Here is an 18,426-nt window from a genome sequence, read left to right as displayed (position 1 = left end):
GTTGGCGTTGAGCTTTTCCATCACGTTGGCGCGGTGGGCTTCCACCGTCTTGATGCTGATGCCCAGGTCGTCGGCGATCTGCTTGTTCAGGCGGCCGGCCACGATGCGCTCCAGCACCTGGGCTTCACGCGTGGTCAGGCGAGACAGCAGCGCTTCGCGGCTGGCAGCCTCTTGTGACTGCGAGAAAGCCGAGCGGGCTTGATCCAGCATGCGCTCGACCAGGGCGACGAGGGCGTCTTCCTTGAAGGGCTTCTCGATGAAGTCCATCGCGCCCTTTTTCATGGTGTTCACGGCCATGGGCACGTCGCCGTGACCGGTGATGAACACGATGGGCAGCGGGGACTTGCGCTCCAGGAGCTTGTCCTGCAGTTCCAGGCCGCTCATGCCATCCATGCGGATGTCGGCGATCAGGCAGGCTACTTCACGGGGGTCGAATCGGGCGAGGAAGGACTCGGCAGAGTCAAAGCAACGGACGCGATAGTCCTTGCCTTCCAGCAGCCACTGCAACGAGTCGCGAACGGCCTCGTCGTCATCAACCACATACACAGTGCCTTTTTTGGGGATCAAGCTCATGGGTTATCGGCAAGTAAGTCGTTGGAAGGGGTGGTGACCGTATCTTCGAAATCCGTGCCACTACCACTGTCAATCGGCAGGGTGAATGTGAACCGACACCCTACCACCGTGTCCTCATTGTAGATGTTCTCGGCCTTGATGCGGCCATGATGTGACTCAATGATGGATCTGCATAGACTAAGGCCTATCCCTAGTCCCTCGGCCTTGGTGGAGTGGAAAGCCTCGAAAAGTCGGGCCAGGATCTCCTCTTTCATGCCAGGGCCGCCGTCGCTGACGGAGAACTCGACCACCGGGCCTTGCTCCTCGGTCTTCTTTTGCTGCACGCGCAGGTCGATGATGCGACGCGACTGTGGCATCTGAGACGAATCGATGGCCTCTGCCGCATTTTTGAGCAGGTTCAGCAGCACCTGTTCGATCAGGATCGGGTCCGCCATGAGGATGGGCAGGCGGTTGGCGATGGACGCATTGAGCGTCACGCGGCGGCGCTTCATCTCGAAAACGGCCAGTTCCAACACGGCGTCGGTGATGTCGCGCACCTTGGAAGGTTGGCGTTGCGGCTCGCTGCGCTTCACGAACTGGCGGATACGGTGGATGATCTGGCCGGCTCGCTGTGCCTGGCGGGAGGTCTTTTCCAGGGCGCCGACGAGCTGTTCGGTGTCGATGTTGCCAGATTGCACGCGGCTGATCATGCCGCTGCAGTAGTTGGAAATGGCCGCCAGGGGCTGGTTCAACTCGTGCGCCACGGTGGAGGCCATCTCGCCCATGGTGATCAGGCGGCTGGTGAACTGCGATTTCTCGGCCTGGCGGGCCGCGGCCTCTTCGGCTTGTTTGCGCGCGGTGATGTCGGTGGCGATCAGCATTTGCGCCAGGTGGCCGTCTGTCCATTGCACATAGCGGGCGCGCACATCGAACCACTTTTGCACGCCGTCCATGAAGACTTCGCGGGTGTCGCTGCCAGCATTGGTCAAAGCCTGCGTGGGCAGGCCGCCAAAGTGGTCCACCGATTCATCGCCATCGAGCACCTCGTCGGGCATGATTTCGCCGCCCGTCAACTGGGTGTGGGCATCCGGATTGGCGCCGAACCACAGGCGGTAGGAGCGGTTGGCGAACAGCAATTCGCCGCGCTGCACCGAGACCACGGACACGGCCGCATCCAGGCCTTCCAGCACGGTGGTGAAACGCTCGTGGGCGGCGGTGAGCTGGTCGCGCACTCGCTTGGCTTCGGTGATGTTGGTGACCGAGGTCATCCAGCCGGTCTGGTCACCCTGGGCGTCGATCAGTGGCGACACGTACATGCGGGCGTCGAACTGGCTGGCGTCGCGGCGTTGCATGACCACCTCGATGCCGCCCATGGGGCTGCGGCCCAGCAGTTCCTGCTGGAACATGCGGTTGAACTCGTCCAGACGGTCCTTGGGCCAGTAGGGGTAGGGCGGCACACAGCCGATCAGCTCTTCTTCCGAGAAGCCGGTCATGGCGCAAAAGGCCGGGTTCACGTAGGTGATGCGGCCTTCCAGGTCGATGGTGCGCATGCCGGTCAGCATGGAGTTTTCCATCGCCCGCCGGAAGTTGGTTTCCTGCACCAGGGTTTTCTGGATCTGGGAGCGCCGACGCATGTGGCGCAGGGTCCCCATCAGTGTCCAGACGGTCAGGGCCGACAGCGCCACCACCATCCAGAACAAGGTGTTGCCGATGAGGTTGGACGATGTTCGAAACCCCATGCCGCGCAGCATCAGGCCATTGCCGACCGGCGTGACGATCACGTCATAGATGAAGGTGGGCTTGACGGAGGTGCCGTTGTCCCCCCCCACGGTGCTGGTGAGCATGTCGCCGTCTGTCTGGATCAGCCCCATGGCGTGCCGGCTGGCCACCTCACGCGGCACCAGATAGCGCAGCAGGGATTCGAGCGAATACTCGGTCACCACCGTGCCAATGAAGCCGCTTCGGTCCATCAAGGGCACGTGAACCTGGATGACCCTGCCCCCCACCTGGTTTGCATAGGGTTTGGAGTAGATGGGTTGACCTCGATCCCGTGCCAGCTTGAACGCACTTTGTGGCTCCTTGGCCATGTGCAGGGGGTCGTAGGTCTCCGCGTGGCCGGACAAGGGGTCCATGTCCATGGCCTGCCCGGGGTCCAGCGGCAGGCTCAGTGTGGTGCGCGCCGCTTTGACACTTTCATCGGCCTGCACCCAGGACACGCTGATCACCTCCGGGCGGGCGCGGACGAAATCCCCCGCCTGGCGCATGAATTGTTCGGGCGTGACCGCCTTGATGCTGATTTCGCGGCCCAGGCGGAGCAATTGCTCCTGGTTTTCAATCAGGCGCAGGCGAATCTGTTGCTGAACCACCTCAGTGTCGCGTTTCACCGACTCCTGCTCGCGCTCCAGTTCTTCATTACGCAGATACCAGAACGCGGCAATGATCGCCGCCAGAAACAGCAGCACGGAAACCAGCGGACCCAGCGTGGCGTACCTGTCTTGCTGGGAGGGTGATTGCTTGCGCCACCAGCGCCAGAACAATCGGTTCGTCTGGCCGGGGGCTGCCATGGGCAATGTCGCCGGCGAGTTGGTGGATGAGGAAAATGGCATGACGGAATTATCGGTGTGGACTCCCACAATTTGAGTGCCCCAGTTCGGGCGTATATTTTCTGCACCATGCAATAAGTGCTGATGGCGGTGGTCGCCGAAACGCTTTGGAGTGTCCAGGTTTGCAGCGTTTATCCACGTTCGCGAATCGTCGGCTTATGTCCATACTGTGAAATAAGCCTCATCAACAGGAGACAGAACCCATGTCTGCAATTGATCCAATTGTGTCCGCATCCATGGACATGGATCCCCAGGAAACCCGTGAATGGCTGGATGCCCTGAGTGGCGTCATCGAGACCGAGGGGCGCGCCCGTGCGCATGACCTGCTCGAAACACTGCTGGATCATGCCCGCCAGGCCGGCATCGACATGCCATTTTCGGCCACGACGGCCTATGTGAACACCATCGCGCCAGAAGACGAGGCCCACTGCCCGGGTAATCTGGAAATGGAAGAGCGGCTGCGCGCCTACATGCGCTGGAACGCCATGGCCATGGTGGTGCGTGCCAACCGCCACAACCCGGCCGATGGCGGCGACCTGGGTGGCCACATTTCTTCCTTCGCCTCGCTGGCGACCATGCTGGGCTGCGGCTTCAATCACTTCTGGCATGCCGATACGCCCGATCACGGTGGCGACTTGCTCTATATACAGGGCCACTCGGCACCCGGCATCTATGCCCGAGCCTTCCTGGAGGGCCGCATCACTGAAGAACAACTGGTCAACTTCCGCCAGGAGACCGGTGGTAAGGGCCTGCCCAGCTACCCGCATCCCAAGTTGATGCCCGAGTTCTGGCAGTTCCCCACGGTGTCGATGGGCTTGGGGCCGATCACAGCCATCTACCAGGCGCGCTTCCTGAAATACCTGCACGCCCGCGGTATTGCGGACACCTCCAAACGCAAGGTCTGGGTGTTCTGCGGTGACGGCGAAATGGACGAACCCGAATCGCTGGGCGCCATCGGCCTGGCCGCGCGCGAAAAGCTCGACAACCTGATTTTCGTCGTCAACTGCAATCTGCAGCGCCTGGACGGCCCGGTGCGCGGCAACGGCAAGATCGTGCAGGAACTCGAAGGCGAGTTCCGTGGTTCGGGCTGGAACGTGATCAAGCTGCTGTGGGGCTCGTACTGGGATCCGCTGCTGGCACGTGACAAGGACGGCACCCTGCGCCGCATCATGATGGAGATGGTCGATGGCGACTACCAGGCCTGCAAGGCCAATGACGGCGCCTTCGTGCGCAAGCACTTCTTCGGGCGTGATCCCAAGACGCTGGAGATGGTGGCGCGCCTGTCTGACGATGACATCTGGCGCCTTAACCGTGGCGGCCATGATCCACAGAAGGTGTATGCCGCCTATCACGCGGCCGTGAACCACACCGGCCAGCCCACCGTGCTGCTGATCAAGACCGTCAAGGGCTTCGGCATGGGCAAGAGCGGTGAAGGCAAGAACACCGCGCACCAGACCAAGAAGCTGACGGACGAGGACATCAAGGCTTTCCGCGATCGCTTCAACATCCCGGTGCCCGATGAGGACATCGCCAAGCTGCCTTTCATCAAACCGGCCGACAACACACCCGAGATGCAGTACCTGCATGCGCGCCGTGCAGCCTTGGGCGGTTATCTGCCCCAGCGCCGCCCCAAGGCGGAAGAAACGCTGGCTGTGCCGGATCTCGGCGCTTTCCAGACGGTGCTGGAACCCACGGCCGAGGGCCGTGAAATCTCGACCACCCAGGCCTTCGTGCGCTGCCTGACCCCGCTGTTGCGCGACCCGGCGCTGGGCCCCCGCGTGGTGCCCATCCTGGTGGACGAGGCCCGCACCTTCGGCATGGAAGGGCTGTTCCGCCAGATCGGCATCTATGCGCCGGAAGGCCAGAAATACACCCCGGTCGACCGCGATCAGGTGATGTACTACCGCGAAGACAAGTCCGGCCAGATCCTGCAGGAAGGCATCAACGAAGCAGGCGGCATGAGCTCGTGGATCGCGGCGGCCACGTCGTACTCGACGAACAACCGCGTGATGATCCCGTTCTATGTGTATTACTCGATGTTCGGCCTGCAGCGCATTGGCGATCTGGCCTGGGCGGCGGGCGACATGCAGGCGCGCGGCTTTCTGCTGGGGGGCACCTCCGGGCGCACCACGCTGAACGGCGAAGGCCTGCAGCACGAAGATGGCCACAGCCAACTGGTGGCGGGCACGATCCCGAACTGCCTGAGCTATGACCCGAGCTTCGCGCATGAAGTGGCCGTGATCATCCAGGATGGCCTCAAGCGCATGGTCGAGAAGCAGGAAAACGTCTTCTACTACCTGACGCTGCTCAACGAGAACTACGCCCAGCCAGGCCTGCGTGCCGGCACGGAAGAAGAAATCATCAAGGGCATGTACCTGCTGCAGGATGCAGACAAGGCGCACAAGCTGAGCGTGAACCTGCTGGGGGCCGGCTCGATCCTGCGTGAGTCCATGGCCGCCAAGGATCTGCTGGAAGCCGAATGGGGCGTGGGTGCCAATGTGTGGAGCTGCCCGAGCTTCAACCAGCTGGCCCGCGAAGGCCAGGATGCCGAGCGCCACAACCTGCTGCACCCCACAGGTCAGCAGCGCGTGCCCTTTGTGACGGCCCAGCTCGGCGGCCACGCGGGCCCTGTGGTCGCGTCGACCGACTATGTGAAGGCGCTGCCCGAGCAGATCCGCGCCTATATCCCCAAGGGTCGCACCTACAAGGTGTTGGGCACCGACGGATTCGGGCGCAGCGACTTCCGCTATCGCCTGCGTGAGCACTTCGAGATCAACCGCCACTACATCGTGGTCGCGGCCTTGAAGGCGCTGGCAGAAGACGGGCAAGTGCCGCTGGCCAAGGTCGCCGAGGCGATTGCCAAATATGGCATCGATACCAACAAGATCAACCCGCTGTACGCCTGAGGCGGGGAAGGCAGATTCTCATGGCTGTGATTGAACTGACTGTGCCCGACATCGGCGATGTGAGCGATGCCGCGGTGATCGAATTGCTGGTCAAGCCCGGCGACACCATCAAGGCTGAGCAAAGCCTGATCACCATCGAGTCCGACAAGGCGTCGATGGAGGTGCCCTCGGCTGTGGGTGGTGTGCTCAAGGAGCTGCGCGTTCGCCTGGGTGACAAGGTGAGCAAAGGCTCGCTGGTGGGCTTGCTGGAAACGGCTGACGGAGCTGCAACCGAGGTTGTGGCGCCACCTGTTGCGGCAACCCCGGCACCAGTGGCCGATGCGGCGCCTGCCGCGGCAGACCGCACGCACCCCACCGCAGCGCTGGCGACTTTGGCGATGCCACCCTTGAGCGCGGTGTCACATGCCTCGCCATCGGTGCGCCGGTTTGCGAGAGAGCTGGGCGTGCCTTTGCAGAAGGTCCCGGGTTCCGGGCCCAAGGGCCGCATCACGCATGTGGATGTGCAGAACTTCGTCAAGGGTGTGATGGCACGGGCCGATCAGCCCGCCGCGGTATCCGCTGGCGGTGGAGCGGGTTCGGCCGACCTCGGTGGCATGACCTTGCTGCCCTGGCCATCGGTGGACTTCACCAAGTTCGGTGCGGTCGAGCGCCAGCCGCTGTCGCGCATCAAGAAGATCTCCGGCGCCAACCTGCATCGCAACTGGGTTCGCATCCCGCACGTCACCAACCACGACGAGGCGGACATCACCGAGCTGGAGGCATTGCGCGTCAAGCTCAATGAAGAGCATGCCAAGACGGGCACCAAGTTCACGATGCTGGCTTTCCTGCTCAAGGCCTGTGCGGTGGCGCTGCGCAAGTTCCCGCAGTTCAATGCCTCGCTGGATGGCGATGACCTGGTGCTCAAGCAGTATGTGCACATCGGTTTTGCCGCCGATACGCCCAATGGCCTGGTTGTCCCGGTGATCCGCGATGTGGACAGCAAGAGCCTGTCGCAACTTGCTACCGAAACCGCCGCGCTGGCCGCCAAGGCCCGTGATGGCAAGCTCTCGCCGGGCGAAATGCAAGGCGGTTGCTTCTCGATCTCGTCGCTGGGTGGCTTTGGTGGCACCACCTTTACCCCCATCATCAATGCGCCCGAGGTGGCGATCCTGGGCGTGTGCCGCTCGGCCATGAAGCCGGTGTGGAACGGCTCGGCGTTCGAGCCCCGCCTGATGCTGCCTTTGAGCCTGAGTTATGACCACCGCGTCATCGATGGCGCATCGGCCGCCAGGTTCAACACCTACCTGGCCAGCTTGCTGGCCGACTTCCGCCGCGCGCTGGTCTGATCGAACGGGAACAAGAACATGGCATTGATCAACATTCCCGTTCCAGACATCGGCGACATCGCCGATGCGGCCGTCATCGAGATCCTGGTCAAACCGGGACAGACGGTGGCAGCCGAGCAAAGCATCATCACGCTGGAGTCTGACAAGGCATCGATGGAAGTGCCATCACCTCAGGCTGGCGTGGTGGGCGAGATCAAGGTGAAACTCGGTGACCGTGTGGCGCAAGGGCAGTTGATCCTGACGCTGGACGTGGCCGGGGAGGGCGCTGCTGCGGCCAATGCCCCGGCATCCACGCCAACGGCATCGCCGGTGGCCGCGCCGGTCGCATCAACTGTCACATCAACGGCTGCACCTGTGGCGTCTGCCGTGGTGTCCGCTTCGGCCGCACCGCAAGCCTCGCCTGCCGTGAACGCACCTGCAGGCACCGATTGCGATGTGCTGGTGCTGGGCGGTGGCCCCGGCGGCTACAGCGCAGCCTTCCGTGCGGCGGACCTGGGCCTCAAGGTCATCCTGGTGGAGCGCTATGCCGAACTGGGAGGCGTGTGCCTGAATGTGGGGTGCATCCCCTCCAAGGCACTGCTGCATGTGGCCGCCGTGATGGACGAGGTCAAGCACTTCGATGCGCTTGGCGTGAGCTTTGGTGCGCCCGTGCTGGATCTGGACAAGCTGCGTGCGCACAAGTCCGGCGTCACCCGCAAGCTGACCACCGGGCTGGCCGGCATGGCCAAGGCGCGCAAGGTTGAGATCGTGCGCGGCTATGGCTCGCTGGTGGATGCGCACCATGTGCAGGTGGAAATCACCACGGGCACCAGCCAGGACAAGACGGGCGACACCCGTGCGCTGAGCTTCAAGCGCGCCATCATCGCGGCGGGTTCTCAGGCAGTGCGCCTGCCTTTCCTGCCGGACGATCCGCGTGTGGTGGATTCCACGGGCGCGCTCGATCTGCCTGCCATCCCGAAGAAGATGCTGGTGATCGGCGGCGGCATCATCGGCCTGGAAATGGGCACGGTGTATTCCACGCTGGGCGCGCGCATCGATGTGGTCGAGATGAGCGACACGCTCATGCCGGGTGCAGACCGGGATCTGGTCAATGTCTGGCAGAAATTCAATGCGGGCCGCTTTGATCGCATCATGCTGGGCACCAAAACCGTGGCGGCCGAGGCCACACCAGCAGGCATCCGCGTGAGCTTCGAGTCGGCCAAGCCGGGTGTCGAATCACCCGCCGCCCAAACGTATGACCTGGTCCTGCAAGCCGTGGGGCGCAGCCCGAACGGCCGCAAGATCGGTGCGGACAAGGTAGGCTTGACCGTCAACGAGCGTGGCTTCATCCCCGTGGACAGCCAGATGCGCAGCAATGTGCCCAGTCTGTTTGCCATTGGTGACATCGTGGGGCAACCCATGCTGGCGCACAAGGCTGTACACGAAGGGCATGTGGCGGCTGAAGTCATCGCCGGCGAGTTGCTCAATGACAAGGCACTGGCCAGCGAAAGCTTCGACCCGATGGTGATCCCCAGCGTGGCTTATACCGACCCGGAAATTGCCTGGGTGGGCTTGACGGAAGAGCAGGCCAAAGCACAAGGCAAGGCCATCAAGAAGGGGCTCTTCCCCTGGGGCGCTTCAGGCCGGGCGCTGGCCAATGGCCGGGCAGAAGGCTTCACCAAGCTGCTGTTTGACGCCGAGACTGGTCGCATCGTGGGCGGCGGCATCGTCGGCACGCATGCAGGGGATCTGATCAGCGAAGTGGCCCTGGCCATCGAGATGGGCGCCGATGAAGTCGACATCGGCAAGACCATCCACCCGCACCCGACCCTGGGTGAGAGCGTGGGCCTGGCTGCAGAGGCAGCGCATGGCAGTTGCACGGATTTGATGCCTGTACGTAAGCGCTGATCTGGTGGATGGTGCTCAAGGCATGACGCCTGACACCCGATCAGCGTCGTGCCATATGTGGGTGAGGTCTGAAAAAGGCCTCACCCATTTCGCTTTTTCAAGGGCGTTGCAGGGCGCCAATGGCTGCGCTTGTGCCAGCCAGCCGTGTGGGAAGGGCCACGATACCCGAGCCCTCCTTGTACTGGTGCGCGACCTGGAGATTGGCTGCTGTGGCGCCCACAGGTGTCGTGGATGCGCTCAGGATCATCTGTCCCGATATCGGAGAGGCGGCCAGAGGCACGTAGTTGGTGTCGAGTTTGGGATCCAGCCCTGTGATCAAGGTGGCCCCATTGGTGCGCACGTCCGCGGTCTGACCCGGCACAGTCGACCACCAGTTTGACGGCACATAGTTGCTACCCATGAACTGCAAGGTACCGACATTGCTCAGGAAGCGCCATTCGTTGCCGCCTGCATTCCAGAATATGTTGGAAGCAGCTTCCACCTTGATGCCGGCAGGGGCCTGGCCATCCTTGCCAAGCTGGAAGGGCACCGTGTACCAGAATTTGCTCTGCGCCACGCGGTTGATCAGGGTGTTCTGATAGAAGTAGAGCGTACCTGCGCGAGACTTGGCCTGGTTGTTGTCGAAGCCCCAGTGCACGATGTTCACGGCGGAGCCGCCCGGAGCTTGCCCATCGTTGATGATGATGTTGCCGTAGACCCAGGCGTAGTGGTAGAGCGGATCCGGCTCGACATTGCTGAAATACTCTTCTTCGGTCTCTACCAGATCGATGGCCCGCGCGCTGGCCAGGATCATGTTGTAGCGGATGACGGTGCCGCTGCTGCGGTCCTTGATGGACGAGCCAGCAAAAGCCTGACCGATGTAATTGCCCTCGTACAGGACACGGCGCGCCTGGATGTAGAGGTTGTGCTCGTGGTCGTCTGTGGTGTAGCCGTTGTCGTAGATGCGGTTGCGGCGGATGATGATGTTGGCGCTGTAGCTGTCTTGCGTGTCGCCCTTGGTGTTGGTGAACACGCCCAGGCCGTTGCCGGTGATCTCGCAGTTTTCAACCGTCAGGTTGTGCACGCGCACGGCATAGATGGCGGCCGAGAACGTGCCGTAGGTGGCGTTGGCGCCTGCGTTGTCCTTGAAGCTCTTGCCGCCTTTGGCACCTGTCAACATCAGGTTCTGGATGGTGATGTACCTGGGCGTGAAGGTGTCGTAGGGATCGGTGGGCGACCTGTAGATCTGGATCAGGCCGGCGCTCTGAATGTCGCGGCCAAAGCCGGCTGTGCGTGCGTCGGTGGCCGTGACGGCGTTCTCGGCGTTCAGCACGGGGCGCTGGCAGGTGTCGTTGGTGACGCCGTTGATCACTACGGGTGCTTCTGCCGTGCCTTGTGCGCGCATGCCGATCTTGGTGCGGTAGGGCTCTGCACGGTAGTGGATGTTGACCACGTCGCCCGCTTGCAGTGACAGCCAGGGCACGTTGGTGAGGTCGGTGTAGGGCTTGCCAGGGCCGACGTCAAAAGTGGCGTGGCTACCGGTCAATCGGCTCGAGCAGGCCGTGGCTGGGGAGGCCTGAGGTGGCGGTGGCCAGTCGGTGCTGCTGGTTGTGCTGCCCGGGGCGGTGCCGGTGTTGCTGCTGGAGCCACTGCTGCTGCCCGCGCCCGTCGTGGTACCCGCTGAGCCTGTACCTGACGTGCCAGACTCTGTGTTGCTACCGGTCGTGGTGCTACCTGTGCCGGCGCCACCACCGGTTCCGCTGCTGGCGGCCGTGTCCGGCGAACTGGCCGCGGGCGCGGCTTGTGTACCGCCGCTGGTGTTCGATGGATCGGTGCTACCTTGCCCGCCACCGCATCCCGCCATCACGGCGGTGCTCAGTGCAAGGGCCCAACGAAGGTGGTTGTTCTTGACGATGCTGGCCATATTGTTCTTTCTCTCCCCGGTTTTTCTTGCCCGCCAGTGTCCTGGATGGCCGAGCTGCCAGGTCATGCGATTTGCAAGAGGTGTAAGCGAGAGAACACAGGCCGGCCTGATGTCAATGGAAATCCCGGCTGGTGGTGGCCAGCCGGCCCAATAGCGGGGTCATGTCATGCAGGTAGTGGGCAATGAGATGGCGTACTTCGCCTTCGCGTTGCCACACACCATAGACCGCCAGCAGGCGCGCCTGCAGCAGGGCCTGGCGATGGCGGTCGCGCACATGCGTCCACACCACCACATTGACGGTGCCGGTCTCATCTTCCAGCGTCACGAAGATCACCCCTGAGGCGGTGCCAGGTTGCTGGCGCACGGTCACGATGCCGCAGGCCTTGGCCAGGCGGCCATTAGGCAGATCACGCAGATCGCGTGCGCTGGACAGGCGCTGCTCCCTTAACTTCGGGCGCAGCAAGGCCAGCGGATGGCTGCGCAGGGTCAGGCCCAGCGAGGCGTAGTCGAACACGATTTCTTCTCCTTCGGGGGCGTGGGGCAGGTCCAGCCAGTCTTCGTCCACCGGTGCGTCACGCAGCAAGGTGGGGGCACGGTGCAGCGCGGAGGCTTCCCAGACCTGCTGCCTGCGGTGGCCGGACAAGCTCATCAAGGCATCGCCAGCGGCCAGGGCCCGCATGTCGGCCTGATCCAGATCGGCGCGGCGGGCCAGGTCATCCACGTTGATGAACAGGGCTTGCTGCCGGGCCTGCACGATGCGCTCGGCGGCTTGATGCGAGAGCCCGGCGATCAGGCGCAGCCCCAAGCGAACGGTGGGCTGATCTTGACGCAGCTTCTGGCGTCGGGCTTCTTCAGGCCCTGGGCGATCTTCCAGTGTGCAGTCCCACAGACTGGTCATCACATCAGGCGGGCGCACGTTCACGCCATGGCGGCGCGCATCTTGCACCAACTGGCTGGGCGAGTAAAAGCCCAGGGGCTGGGCGTTGAGCAGGCCCGCCAGAAAGGCGGCAGGCTCGTGGCACTTGACCCAGGCACTGGCATAGACCAGCAAGGCAAAACTGGCCGCATGGGATTCCGGAAAACCGTATTCGCCAAAGCCCTGGATCTGCTTGAAGATCTGATCGGCAAAGCCCGGGTCGTAGCCATTGGCCTTCATGCCGTTGATGACCTTGTCCTTGAACTTGTGCACCCCGCCTTTGCGCCGCCAGGCGGCCATGGAGCGCCGCAACTCATCGGCTTCGCCCGCCGTGAAGCCCGCGGCCAGCACCACGATCTGCATCACCTGTTCCTGGAAGATGGGGATGCCGAGCGTGCGTTTCAAAGCGGCCTCCAGCCGAGGCGGGTAGGTGATGGCAGATGGATCACGCCGATAAAGCTCGCGCCGTTCCAGATACGGGTGGACCATGCCGCCTTGTATGGGGCCTGGCCGCACCAGCGCCACCTCGACCACCAGGTCGTAAAACTCGCGCGGGCGCAGGCGCGGCAGCATGCTCATCTGCGCACGGCTTTCGATCTGGAAGACGCCAACCGTGTCGGCCTGGCAGACCATGTCGTAGGTGGCTTCGTCTTCCCTGGGGATGTCTTGCAACTCCATCTCATGGCCGCGCTGCTGGCCGATGAAGTCCAGCGCCTTGCGCAGCGCGGTGAGCATGCCCAGCGCCAGCACATCCACCTTGAGCAGGCCGAGGGCATCCAGGTCATCCTTGTCCCACTGGATGACGCTGCGGTCGGGCATGCTGGCGTTCTCGATCGGTACCATGCGGCACAGGGCGCCCTTGGCGATCACGAAGCCGCCGGTGTGCTGGCTGAGGTGGCGCGGAAAACCCATCAAGGTGAGTGAGAGGTCCTGCCATTGGCGCAGGCGGATGTCTTGCGGATCCAGGCCGATCTCGATCAGTCTCTCAGCCTGGATGCCCTTGCCGTCCCACCACTGGTGGTTGTTGCCCACACGCTCGATCAGCTCGGCATCGAAGCCCAGGGCCTTGCCCACATCGCGCAGGGCGCTGCGGGTGCGGTAGCTGATGACGGTGGCGGTCAGGGCGGCGCGGTCGCGCCCATAACGCTCATACAGATACTGGATGACCTCTTCGCGGCGCTCGTGCTCGAAGTCCACATCGATGTCGGGCGGCTCGTTACGCTCTTTGGAGATGAAGCGCTCGAACAGCAGGGTGGTCTGATCCGGATCGACCTCGGTGATGCCCAGGCAATAGCACACGGCAGAGTTGGCCGCACTGCCTCGGCCCTGACACAGGATGTGCCGGGAGCGGGCGAAGCGCACGATGTCGTAGACGGTGAGGAAGTACTTTTCATAGCCGAGTTCGGCGATCAGATCCAGCTCCTTGTCGACCTGCAACTGCACACGGGCCGGCACGCCCTTGGGGTAACGCCAGGTGCTGCCTTCATAGGCCAGGCGCTGCAGGTAGGAGCTGGGGGTGTCGCCCTCGGGCACGACTTCTTCAGGGTATTCGTACTTCAGTTCATCGAGGCTGAAGTCGCAACGTGCAGCGACCTGCAAGGTGGCAGCCAGGGTGTCTGGCGGATAAAGCTGGGCCAGTTGCAGGCGGCTGCGCAGATGGCGTTCTGCATGGCGCTCCAGCTCCAGCCCGCATTCAGGCAGGGGTTTGCCGATGCGGATGGCGGTGAGCACATCCTGCAAGGGCTTGCGGGAGCGCGCATGCATGTGTACATCGCCCGCAGCCACCAGGGGCACGCGCACGGTGTCGCTCACATGGCGCAGGGTGCGCAGCCAGATGGCGTCATCCAGTTGCTGATGCTGTTCGAGCGCCAGCCAGCAGCGGCCGCCAAAGTGCTGCTTGAGCCACTGCGCCTGGGCCTCGATGGTGGCTGCCGGGCCGAGGCGGTGCGGCGCCATGATCACCACGCAGTCGCCCAAGGCCTCCTGGCGAATCTCGCTGCGTATCAACCTGGCCTGGCCTTTGCCTTCGGTGGCCCGGCGCAGGCGCGTGATGAACTCGCACAGCAGCCCGTAGCCCAGGCGATGGCAGGCCAGCACGATCAGGCGCATGGGCTGCGCATCGTGTTCATCTTCGAACACCTGGAACTCACTGCCGATCAGCAGTTTGAAATCGTCCGCGCCGGGTTCCCTGGCCTGACGTGCTTCTCGCAGGGCCAGATGCGCACGCACGACCCCGGCCATGCTGCATTCATCCGTGATGGCCAGCCCGCGGTAGCCCAGGGCCAGCGCGCGTTGCACCATTTCCTGCGCATGCGACGCCCCACGCAGAAACGAGAAGTTCGACACCGCATGCAGTTCGACGTAATCGGGTAGCGCGAACTGAGTTGGCTGGAGAAGCATGGCAGCGCTCGATCAGGCAAAGAAGCCGTGCAGGTACCAGGGGCTGCGCGTGTCGTCTGCAGCCTGCTGGCGTTTGTAGATCCACAGCAGGCCGGCGTGGGCGCTGCTGGCGAGGTAGTAGTCGCGGGTTACGCGGGTGTGCTCGGTGCCTGGGTCCCACCAGCCGGCCTCGATACGATGCGGGCCGGCCAGCAGCGTCAGCTTGCCTTGGTAGATGGGGTGTTGGCCCAGTACCGCGTCCAGCGCCAGCGGCATGGGTTCAGGCAGGACCCAGCAGGGTTGCGGCATGTCGGCGACAGGGACGGCGCGGGCTGTTCGGGCTGCATGCGTCGCAGGGGCCTCTGGATGGTGAAGGGATGCGGTGGACAAGGCTGGCACGGCGGGGTGCCACTGCTGAGCGCATTCCAGCCGGTGATCGGCCTGTACCTGGGCTTGCAGCACGCGCTCGGGCCCCAGGCGCACACTGAGCTTTTCCAGCAAGGCCAGCAGGGCATCGCGTTGTGCGCGTTGGGCGGCAGGTGTGAGCAAGGCATCGGGGCTGGCGCTCAACTGGTCTTCGCGGTGCTCATGAAAGAGTTGCTGGCTGCTCAGGGGCAGGGCTTCGATCTCATCGGCGTGCAGGCTGATGTCACCCACCGGGGCACTCAACTGGATGCGTTGCAGGTGCTCGGCCAGAAGCCGGCTCAGGCGGGCGTAGTCGCGCGTCGGGCTGCCCAGTCGCACGGTCCATTCGCCCTCGTGGCTGCTGTCGCGACGGTGCCAGTCATGCAGCCAGCGCAAGGTGAAGGCCATGACGCCGGCCTGGCGCCCCGCCAGCCAGGCACACAGTTGTTGCAGCAGGTGGCTGGCGGCAAACAGCAAGGCGGGGGCTGATTCGACACGGCCAGGCAACTCCAGCCGGGCATCAAACACCGCCGGCAGGGTGAGCCACTCGAAGGCTTCAGGGCTGTGGCCGTAGGCCTGATCCAGTGTCTGCAGGATGCCGGCACCGAAACGCCGGCTCAGACCACCGCGCGGCAGGGCGCGCACATCGGCCAGCTTGCGACACCCCAGTCTGGCCAGGGTGGGCGCATGGGTGGCCACGCCAGGCAACACATCCAGAGGGAGTTGATTCAGGCGCGCGGCCAGTTCCTTGCGTGTATCGGTGTCTTCACCTTTATCCTGGGCATTTTGTCGCTGGTGTCGGGTCTGGCTTTTTGCCAGGCGTGTGGTGGATTCGGTAGCAAGGGCCTTGTCTGGTGCGCATGTGGCGGCATGGCGAGCCAGGGCCACCGCAGCCAGTGCCGTACCGGCATGGGCTGCAGCCACCACGCCATGCGCCCGGGCTTCATTCATGATGCGCTCGCGCAAGGTTGCAGCCCCGCCAAACAATCGCTCGCTGGCCTGCACCTCCAGCACAACCGCGTCTTCCAGGCAGGCCACCCGAGGTGTGAATTGCAAGGCCCACCAACCCAGGTGCAGGGGCCCCAGCACCAGCGGGATGCAAGCGGGTGAAGCTTTGTCTTCAACATGCTCAGGTCGCAGCTGATCCGCCCCTTCTGCCTCATGACAAGGCGCGGGACTCCCGGGTAGCAAGGCGATCCAGTGCAGCATGGTGTGATGGCGCTTGGGGTGTGTCCGGTGTGGCGGGGTGAGTGGCAGATATCGGACTGGTGATGGGTGGCAATGAAGTGGGCAACAGGGTCGGCAAGGAGTCGGCAGGCAGAAGGGGCGTCAACCCGGCCGGCCAGCACGGCAGGCTCAGGGGCTGATCCAGCATGGGCCCTCGTCGCTTGACGATCTGAACCTGCAACGGGTGAGGGCAGGGCCCCAGCCCGAGCAGCACGCGCAGTGGCGCCGCAGACGAGTCAGCCTGGGCCTTGGCGGGACGAAACACGAACAAAGGCCCGGGGTGTTGCGCTGCGCAGGCATGCAAGCGGCGGATCTGCTCCGGGCGCACTTGCGGCAACCAGCTCAATACGGCGCTGACACAACCGGCCTTGAGTGCCTGCTCGGTGGCCCACAGGCGTTCGGCCGGTGTGCACGCATCAATGCGGATCAGGCGGTCATCACGCAAGCCCTCCTTGGTCAAGCCGGGTAAGTGGGGCGTGTGTGGCGGGGCAATGAGCAATACCGTTCCGCCTTGCCTCACGATCTGTGCCAAGGCAGGGTTCAGCAGCCGCCATTCAGCCTGGGCGGACTGGGGCAGCAGAACTTCGGTCATGGACTGGCAGGGCCAGCCACCGCCTGGCAGCTCGGCATCCAGCATGTGATGCCCGCTGGGGATGACCGTGCTGCACACGCGCCCCATGGCATCGCCGCGCCAAACGGCCTGAGCCAGGTGCTCGGGCAGGGCGGGCTGGCCATTCTGGGGGGCGGCAGGCAGGACGTGCGGATGCATCTCAATTGCTGAAATACTGTTGTTATATACAGCACTTTAGCGATTTTGAGCCAGCCCGTCCAGTCCACCTTGGGCAGGCTGGTTCAGCCTGCATCAGTTGGCATCAGCCCGTATTGCCCCAGGTGCGCACGGTTTTTTCATCCACGCCGCATCTGCGGGCCACGGCCCGGGCGCTTTGCCCTGCCTGCAAGGCCTGGCTCACCCAGGCCGCCAGTTCGCGAGTCAGGCGTTTGCCAGGCAAGGCCCATTCCGGTTGGCTGGAGTGGGTCTGGAGGCAACTCGTGCAGCGCCAGCGCACGATCTCGCCACGTCGAACTTGCGGGCGGCCATCCTGCGGCACATCGCGCCACCAGCTCGGGCGGATGGCATGGCGCTGCAACAGGCCGTGGTGTTGGCAACTCGGGCAGAAACCAGTCGAAGCGGTGCGGTGTCTCATGCGGCACGCTCCTTGTCTAACGCGTGCGTCGCTCGCAGTCGCAACTGGCGGAACCAGGTAGAGATGTACTTCGTGGCGGGGTTGGTGAGCATGCGCATGACAGTGACTTTCCTCAAGGTTGAAAGAAAGCCGCTTGGCGCGGGGGCGTTGTCTGGGAGACTGATTACTGCTCGTCAACGACCCCGAAATGCAAAACGCCAGCGGCTGGGCTGGCGTTGTTGGGGGGCGGAGAGAATGAACTCGTCAGACGCGTGTGACCCGAACACACCAGCTGTTGTCAGCTAGCGCTAGCCAAATTCGGCGGGTTCGGGAGGTCCAGATGCAGTTCATGCGTGCCAGTTTCCATGTAAAAGGTAAGCTAGGTCAAGAACTTCACCATTTTTTCCGCACGCAGGTCTTTTTGCTCCTCAAAATGTGGAGTGCAGTGGCTTTTGGCAGAATATGGGCCCCTGAGGAAAATGAATGTCAATCCCTGATTCCGCGAGCCAGACCCCAGCCGAAGCCCTGACGCCTGTGACCACCGCCCTGGTGGAATTCCTGGCCGAAGCGCGCGTGCCCACCGAACATGGCAGCTTCACCATGAAGCTTTTTCGTGAAAAGGCCACCGGTGCCGAACACGTCGCCATGGTCATGGGTGAAGTCAAGGGCAGCGCCCTGGTGCGCGTGCACTCCGAATGCATGACAGGGGATGTCTTTGGCTCCCTGCGCTGCGACTGCGGCCCCCAACTGCACTTCGCCATGAGCGAAATCGGCAAGAAGGGCAGTGGCGTGGTGGTGTACCTGCGCCAGGAAGGCCGTGGCATCGGCCTGGCCAACAAGCTGCGGGCATACCAATTGCAAGATCAGGGCATGGACACCGTGGAAGCCAATCAGCATCTGGGTTTTGCACCAGACCTGCGCAACTTCGATGCCGCCGCCGAAATCCTGTCTTACCTGGGTGTGAACTCGGTCAAGCTGATGACCAACAACCCGCGCAAGGTTGATACGCTGACGCAGCATGGCGTCAACATCGAGGAACGCGTGCCGGTTCGCAGTGACGTGCAGGCCGAGAACGAGCGCTACCTGGGCACCAAGGCCCGCAAGCTGGGGCACCACATCGACTGGCTGGGTTGAGCACG

The 18,426-nt window shown here is 63.4% G+C and carries 11 protein-coding genes; 4 read left to right on the top strand and 7 right to left on the bottom strand.

The window, feature by feature from the left end; all coding sequences use genetic code 11:
* Positions 1–573: response regulator (locus HY836_RS17165; RefSeq protein ID WP_290678594.1), on the bottom strand; the 573-nt coding region annotated here is incomplete at its 3' end.
* Entirely contained in the window at positions 570–3,158 is a 2,589-nt protein-coding gene (locus HY836_RS17160) for a PAS domain S-box protein (RefSeq protein ID WP_367114728.1), read from the bottom strand. The genes HY836_RS17165 and HY836_RS17160, both read right to left, overlap by 4 nt.
* A 200-nt stretch (positions 3,159–3,358) precedes the next feature.
* Here HY836_RS17160 and aceE point away from each other — a divergent pair, with 200 nt between their 5' ends.
* The 3 genes from aceE to lpdA are packed head-to-tail and all read left to right on the top strand — an operon-like array spanning position 3,359 to position 9,273.
* Positions 3,359–6,061, top strand: a complete 2,703-nt coding sequence (gene aceE, locus HY836_RS17155) for a pyruvate dehydrogenase (acetyl-transferring), homodimeric type (protein WP_290678591.1) — start codon at positions 3,359–3,361, stop codon at positions 6,059–6,061.
* A 20-nt stretch (positions 6,062–6,081) separates the two neighbouring features.
* Complete coding sequence (gene aceF / locus HY836_RS17150) at positions 6,082–7,386, top strand: dihydrolipoyllysine-residue acetyltransferase (RefSeq protein ID WP_290678588.1); 1,305 nt, start codon at positions 6,082–6,084, stop codon at positions 7,384–7,386.
* A gap of 18 nt (positions 7,387–7,404) precedes the next feature.
* A complete protein-coding gene (gene lpdA, locus HY836_RS17145) occupies positions 7,405–9,273 on the top strand; it encodes a dihydrolipoyl dehydrogenase (RefSeq protein WP_290678585.1) in 1,869 nt (622 codons plus the stop codon).
* A gap of 97 nt (positions 9,274–9,370) precedes the next feature.
* On the opposite strand, the gene HY836_RS17140 is transcribed toward lpdA, so the two are convergent.
* The 5 genes from HY836_RS17140 to HY836_RS17120 all read right to left on the bottom strand — a co-directional run bounded on the left by HY836_RS17140 (position 9,371) and on the right by HY836_RS17120 (position 17,308).
* Entirely contained in the window at positions 9,371–11,176 is a 1,806-nt protein-coding gene (locus HY836_RS17140) for a hypothetical protein (RefSeq protein WP_290678582.1), read from the bottom strand.
* A gap of 112 nt (positions 11,177–11,288) precedes the next feature.
* Positions 11,289–14,492, bottom strand: a complete 3,204-nt coding sequence (locus tag HY836_RS17135; RefSeq protein ID WP_290678579.1) for an error-prone DNA polymerase — start codon at positions 14,490–14,492, stop codon at positions 11,289–11,291.
* A gap of 12 nt (positions 14,493–14,504) precedes the next feature.
* Positions 14,505–16,085 (bottom strand): DNA polymerase Y family protein, encoded by a 1,581-nt coding sequence (locus HY836_RS17130; protein WP_290678577.1) that lies wholly within the window; start codon positions 16,083–16,085, stop codon positions 14,505–14,507.
* Positions 16,036–16,872 carry a translesion DNA synthesis-associated protein ImuA gene (gene imuA, locus HY836_RS17125; protein ID WP_290678574.1) on the bottom strand — a complete coding sequence of 279 codons (837 nt, stop codon included), beginning with the start codon at positions 16,870–16,872 and terminating at the stop codon, positions 16,036–16,038. The genes HY836_RS17130 and imuA overlap by 50 nt, the downstream gene beginning before the upstream one ends.
* Before the next feature lie 103 nt (positions 16,873–16,975).
* Positions 16,976–17,308 (bottom strand): transposase family protein, encoded by a 333-nt coding sequence (locus HY836_RS17120; RefSeq protein WP_290678571.1) that lies wholly within the window; start codon positions 17,306–17,308, stop codon positions 16,976–16,978.
* 462 nt (positions 17,309–17,770) lie between these two features.
* Between HY836_RS17120 and ribA the strand changes: the two genes are divergently transcribed.
* On the top strand, positions 17,771–18,421 hold the full coding sequence (gene ribA / locus HY836_RS17115) for a GTP cyclohydrolase II (protein WP_290678569.1): 651 nt from the start codon (positions 17,771–17,773) through the stop codon (positions 18,419–18,421).
* Positions 18,422–18,426 lie beyond the last annotated feature (5 nt).

The organism is Aquabacterium sp. (genome assembly GCF_016234775.1).
GTDB lineage: Bacteria > Pseudomonadota > Gammaproteobacteria > Burkholderiales > Burkholderiaceae_C > Aquabacterium.
The sequence above is the reverse complement of the archived record's forward strand: the minus strand, read 5'-3'. Positions and strand labels throughout refer to the sequence as shown.

Bases quoted from the DNA above. Each gene is read 5' to 3' on its own strand.
- HY836_RS17160 (WP_367114728.1), bottom strand. From the start codon at position 3,158: ATGCCATTTTCCTCATCCACCAACTCGCCGGCGACATTGCCCATGGCA.
- aceE (WP_290678591.1), top strand. From the start codon at position 3,359: ATGTCTGCAATTGATCCAATTGTGTCCGCATCCATGGACATGGATCCC.
- aceF (WP_290678588.1), top strand. From the start codon at position 6,082: ATGGCTGTGATTGAACTGACTGTGCCCGACATCGGCGATGTGAGCGAT.
- lpdA (WP_290678585.1), top strand. From the start codon at position 7,405: ATGGCATTGATCAACATTCCCGTTCCAGACATCGGCGACATCGCCGAT.
- HY836_RS17140 (WP_290678582.1), bottom strand. From the start codon at position 11,176: ATGGCCAGCATCGTCAAGAACAACCACCTTCGTTGGGCCCTTGCACTG.
- HY836_RS17135 (WP_290678579.1), bottom strand. From the start codon at position 14,492: ATGCTTCTCCAGCCAACTCAGTTCGCGCTACCCGATTACGTCGAACTG.
- HY836_RS17130 (WP_290678577.1), bottom strand. From the start codon at position 16,085: ATGCTGCACTGGATCGCCTTGCTACCCGGGAGTCCCGCGCCTTGTCAT.
- imuA (WP_290678574.1), bottom strand. From the start codon at position 16,872: ATGCATCCGCACGTCCTGCCTGCCGCCCCCCAGAATGGCCAGCCCGCC.
- HY836_RS17120 (WP_290678571.1), bottom strand. From the start codon at position 17,308: ATGAGACACCGCACCGCTTCGACTGGTTTCTGCCCGAGTTGCCAACAC.
- ribA (WP_290678569.1), top strand. From the start codon at position 17,771: ATGTCAATCCCTGATTCCGCGAGCCAGACCCCAGCCGAAGCCCTGACG.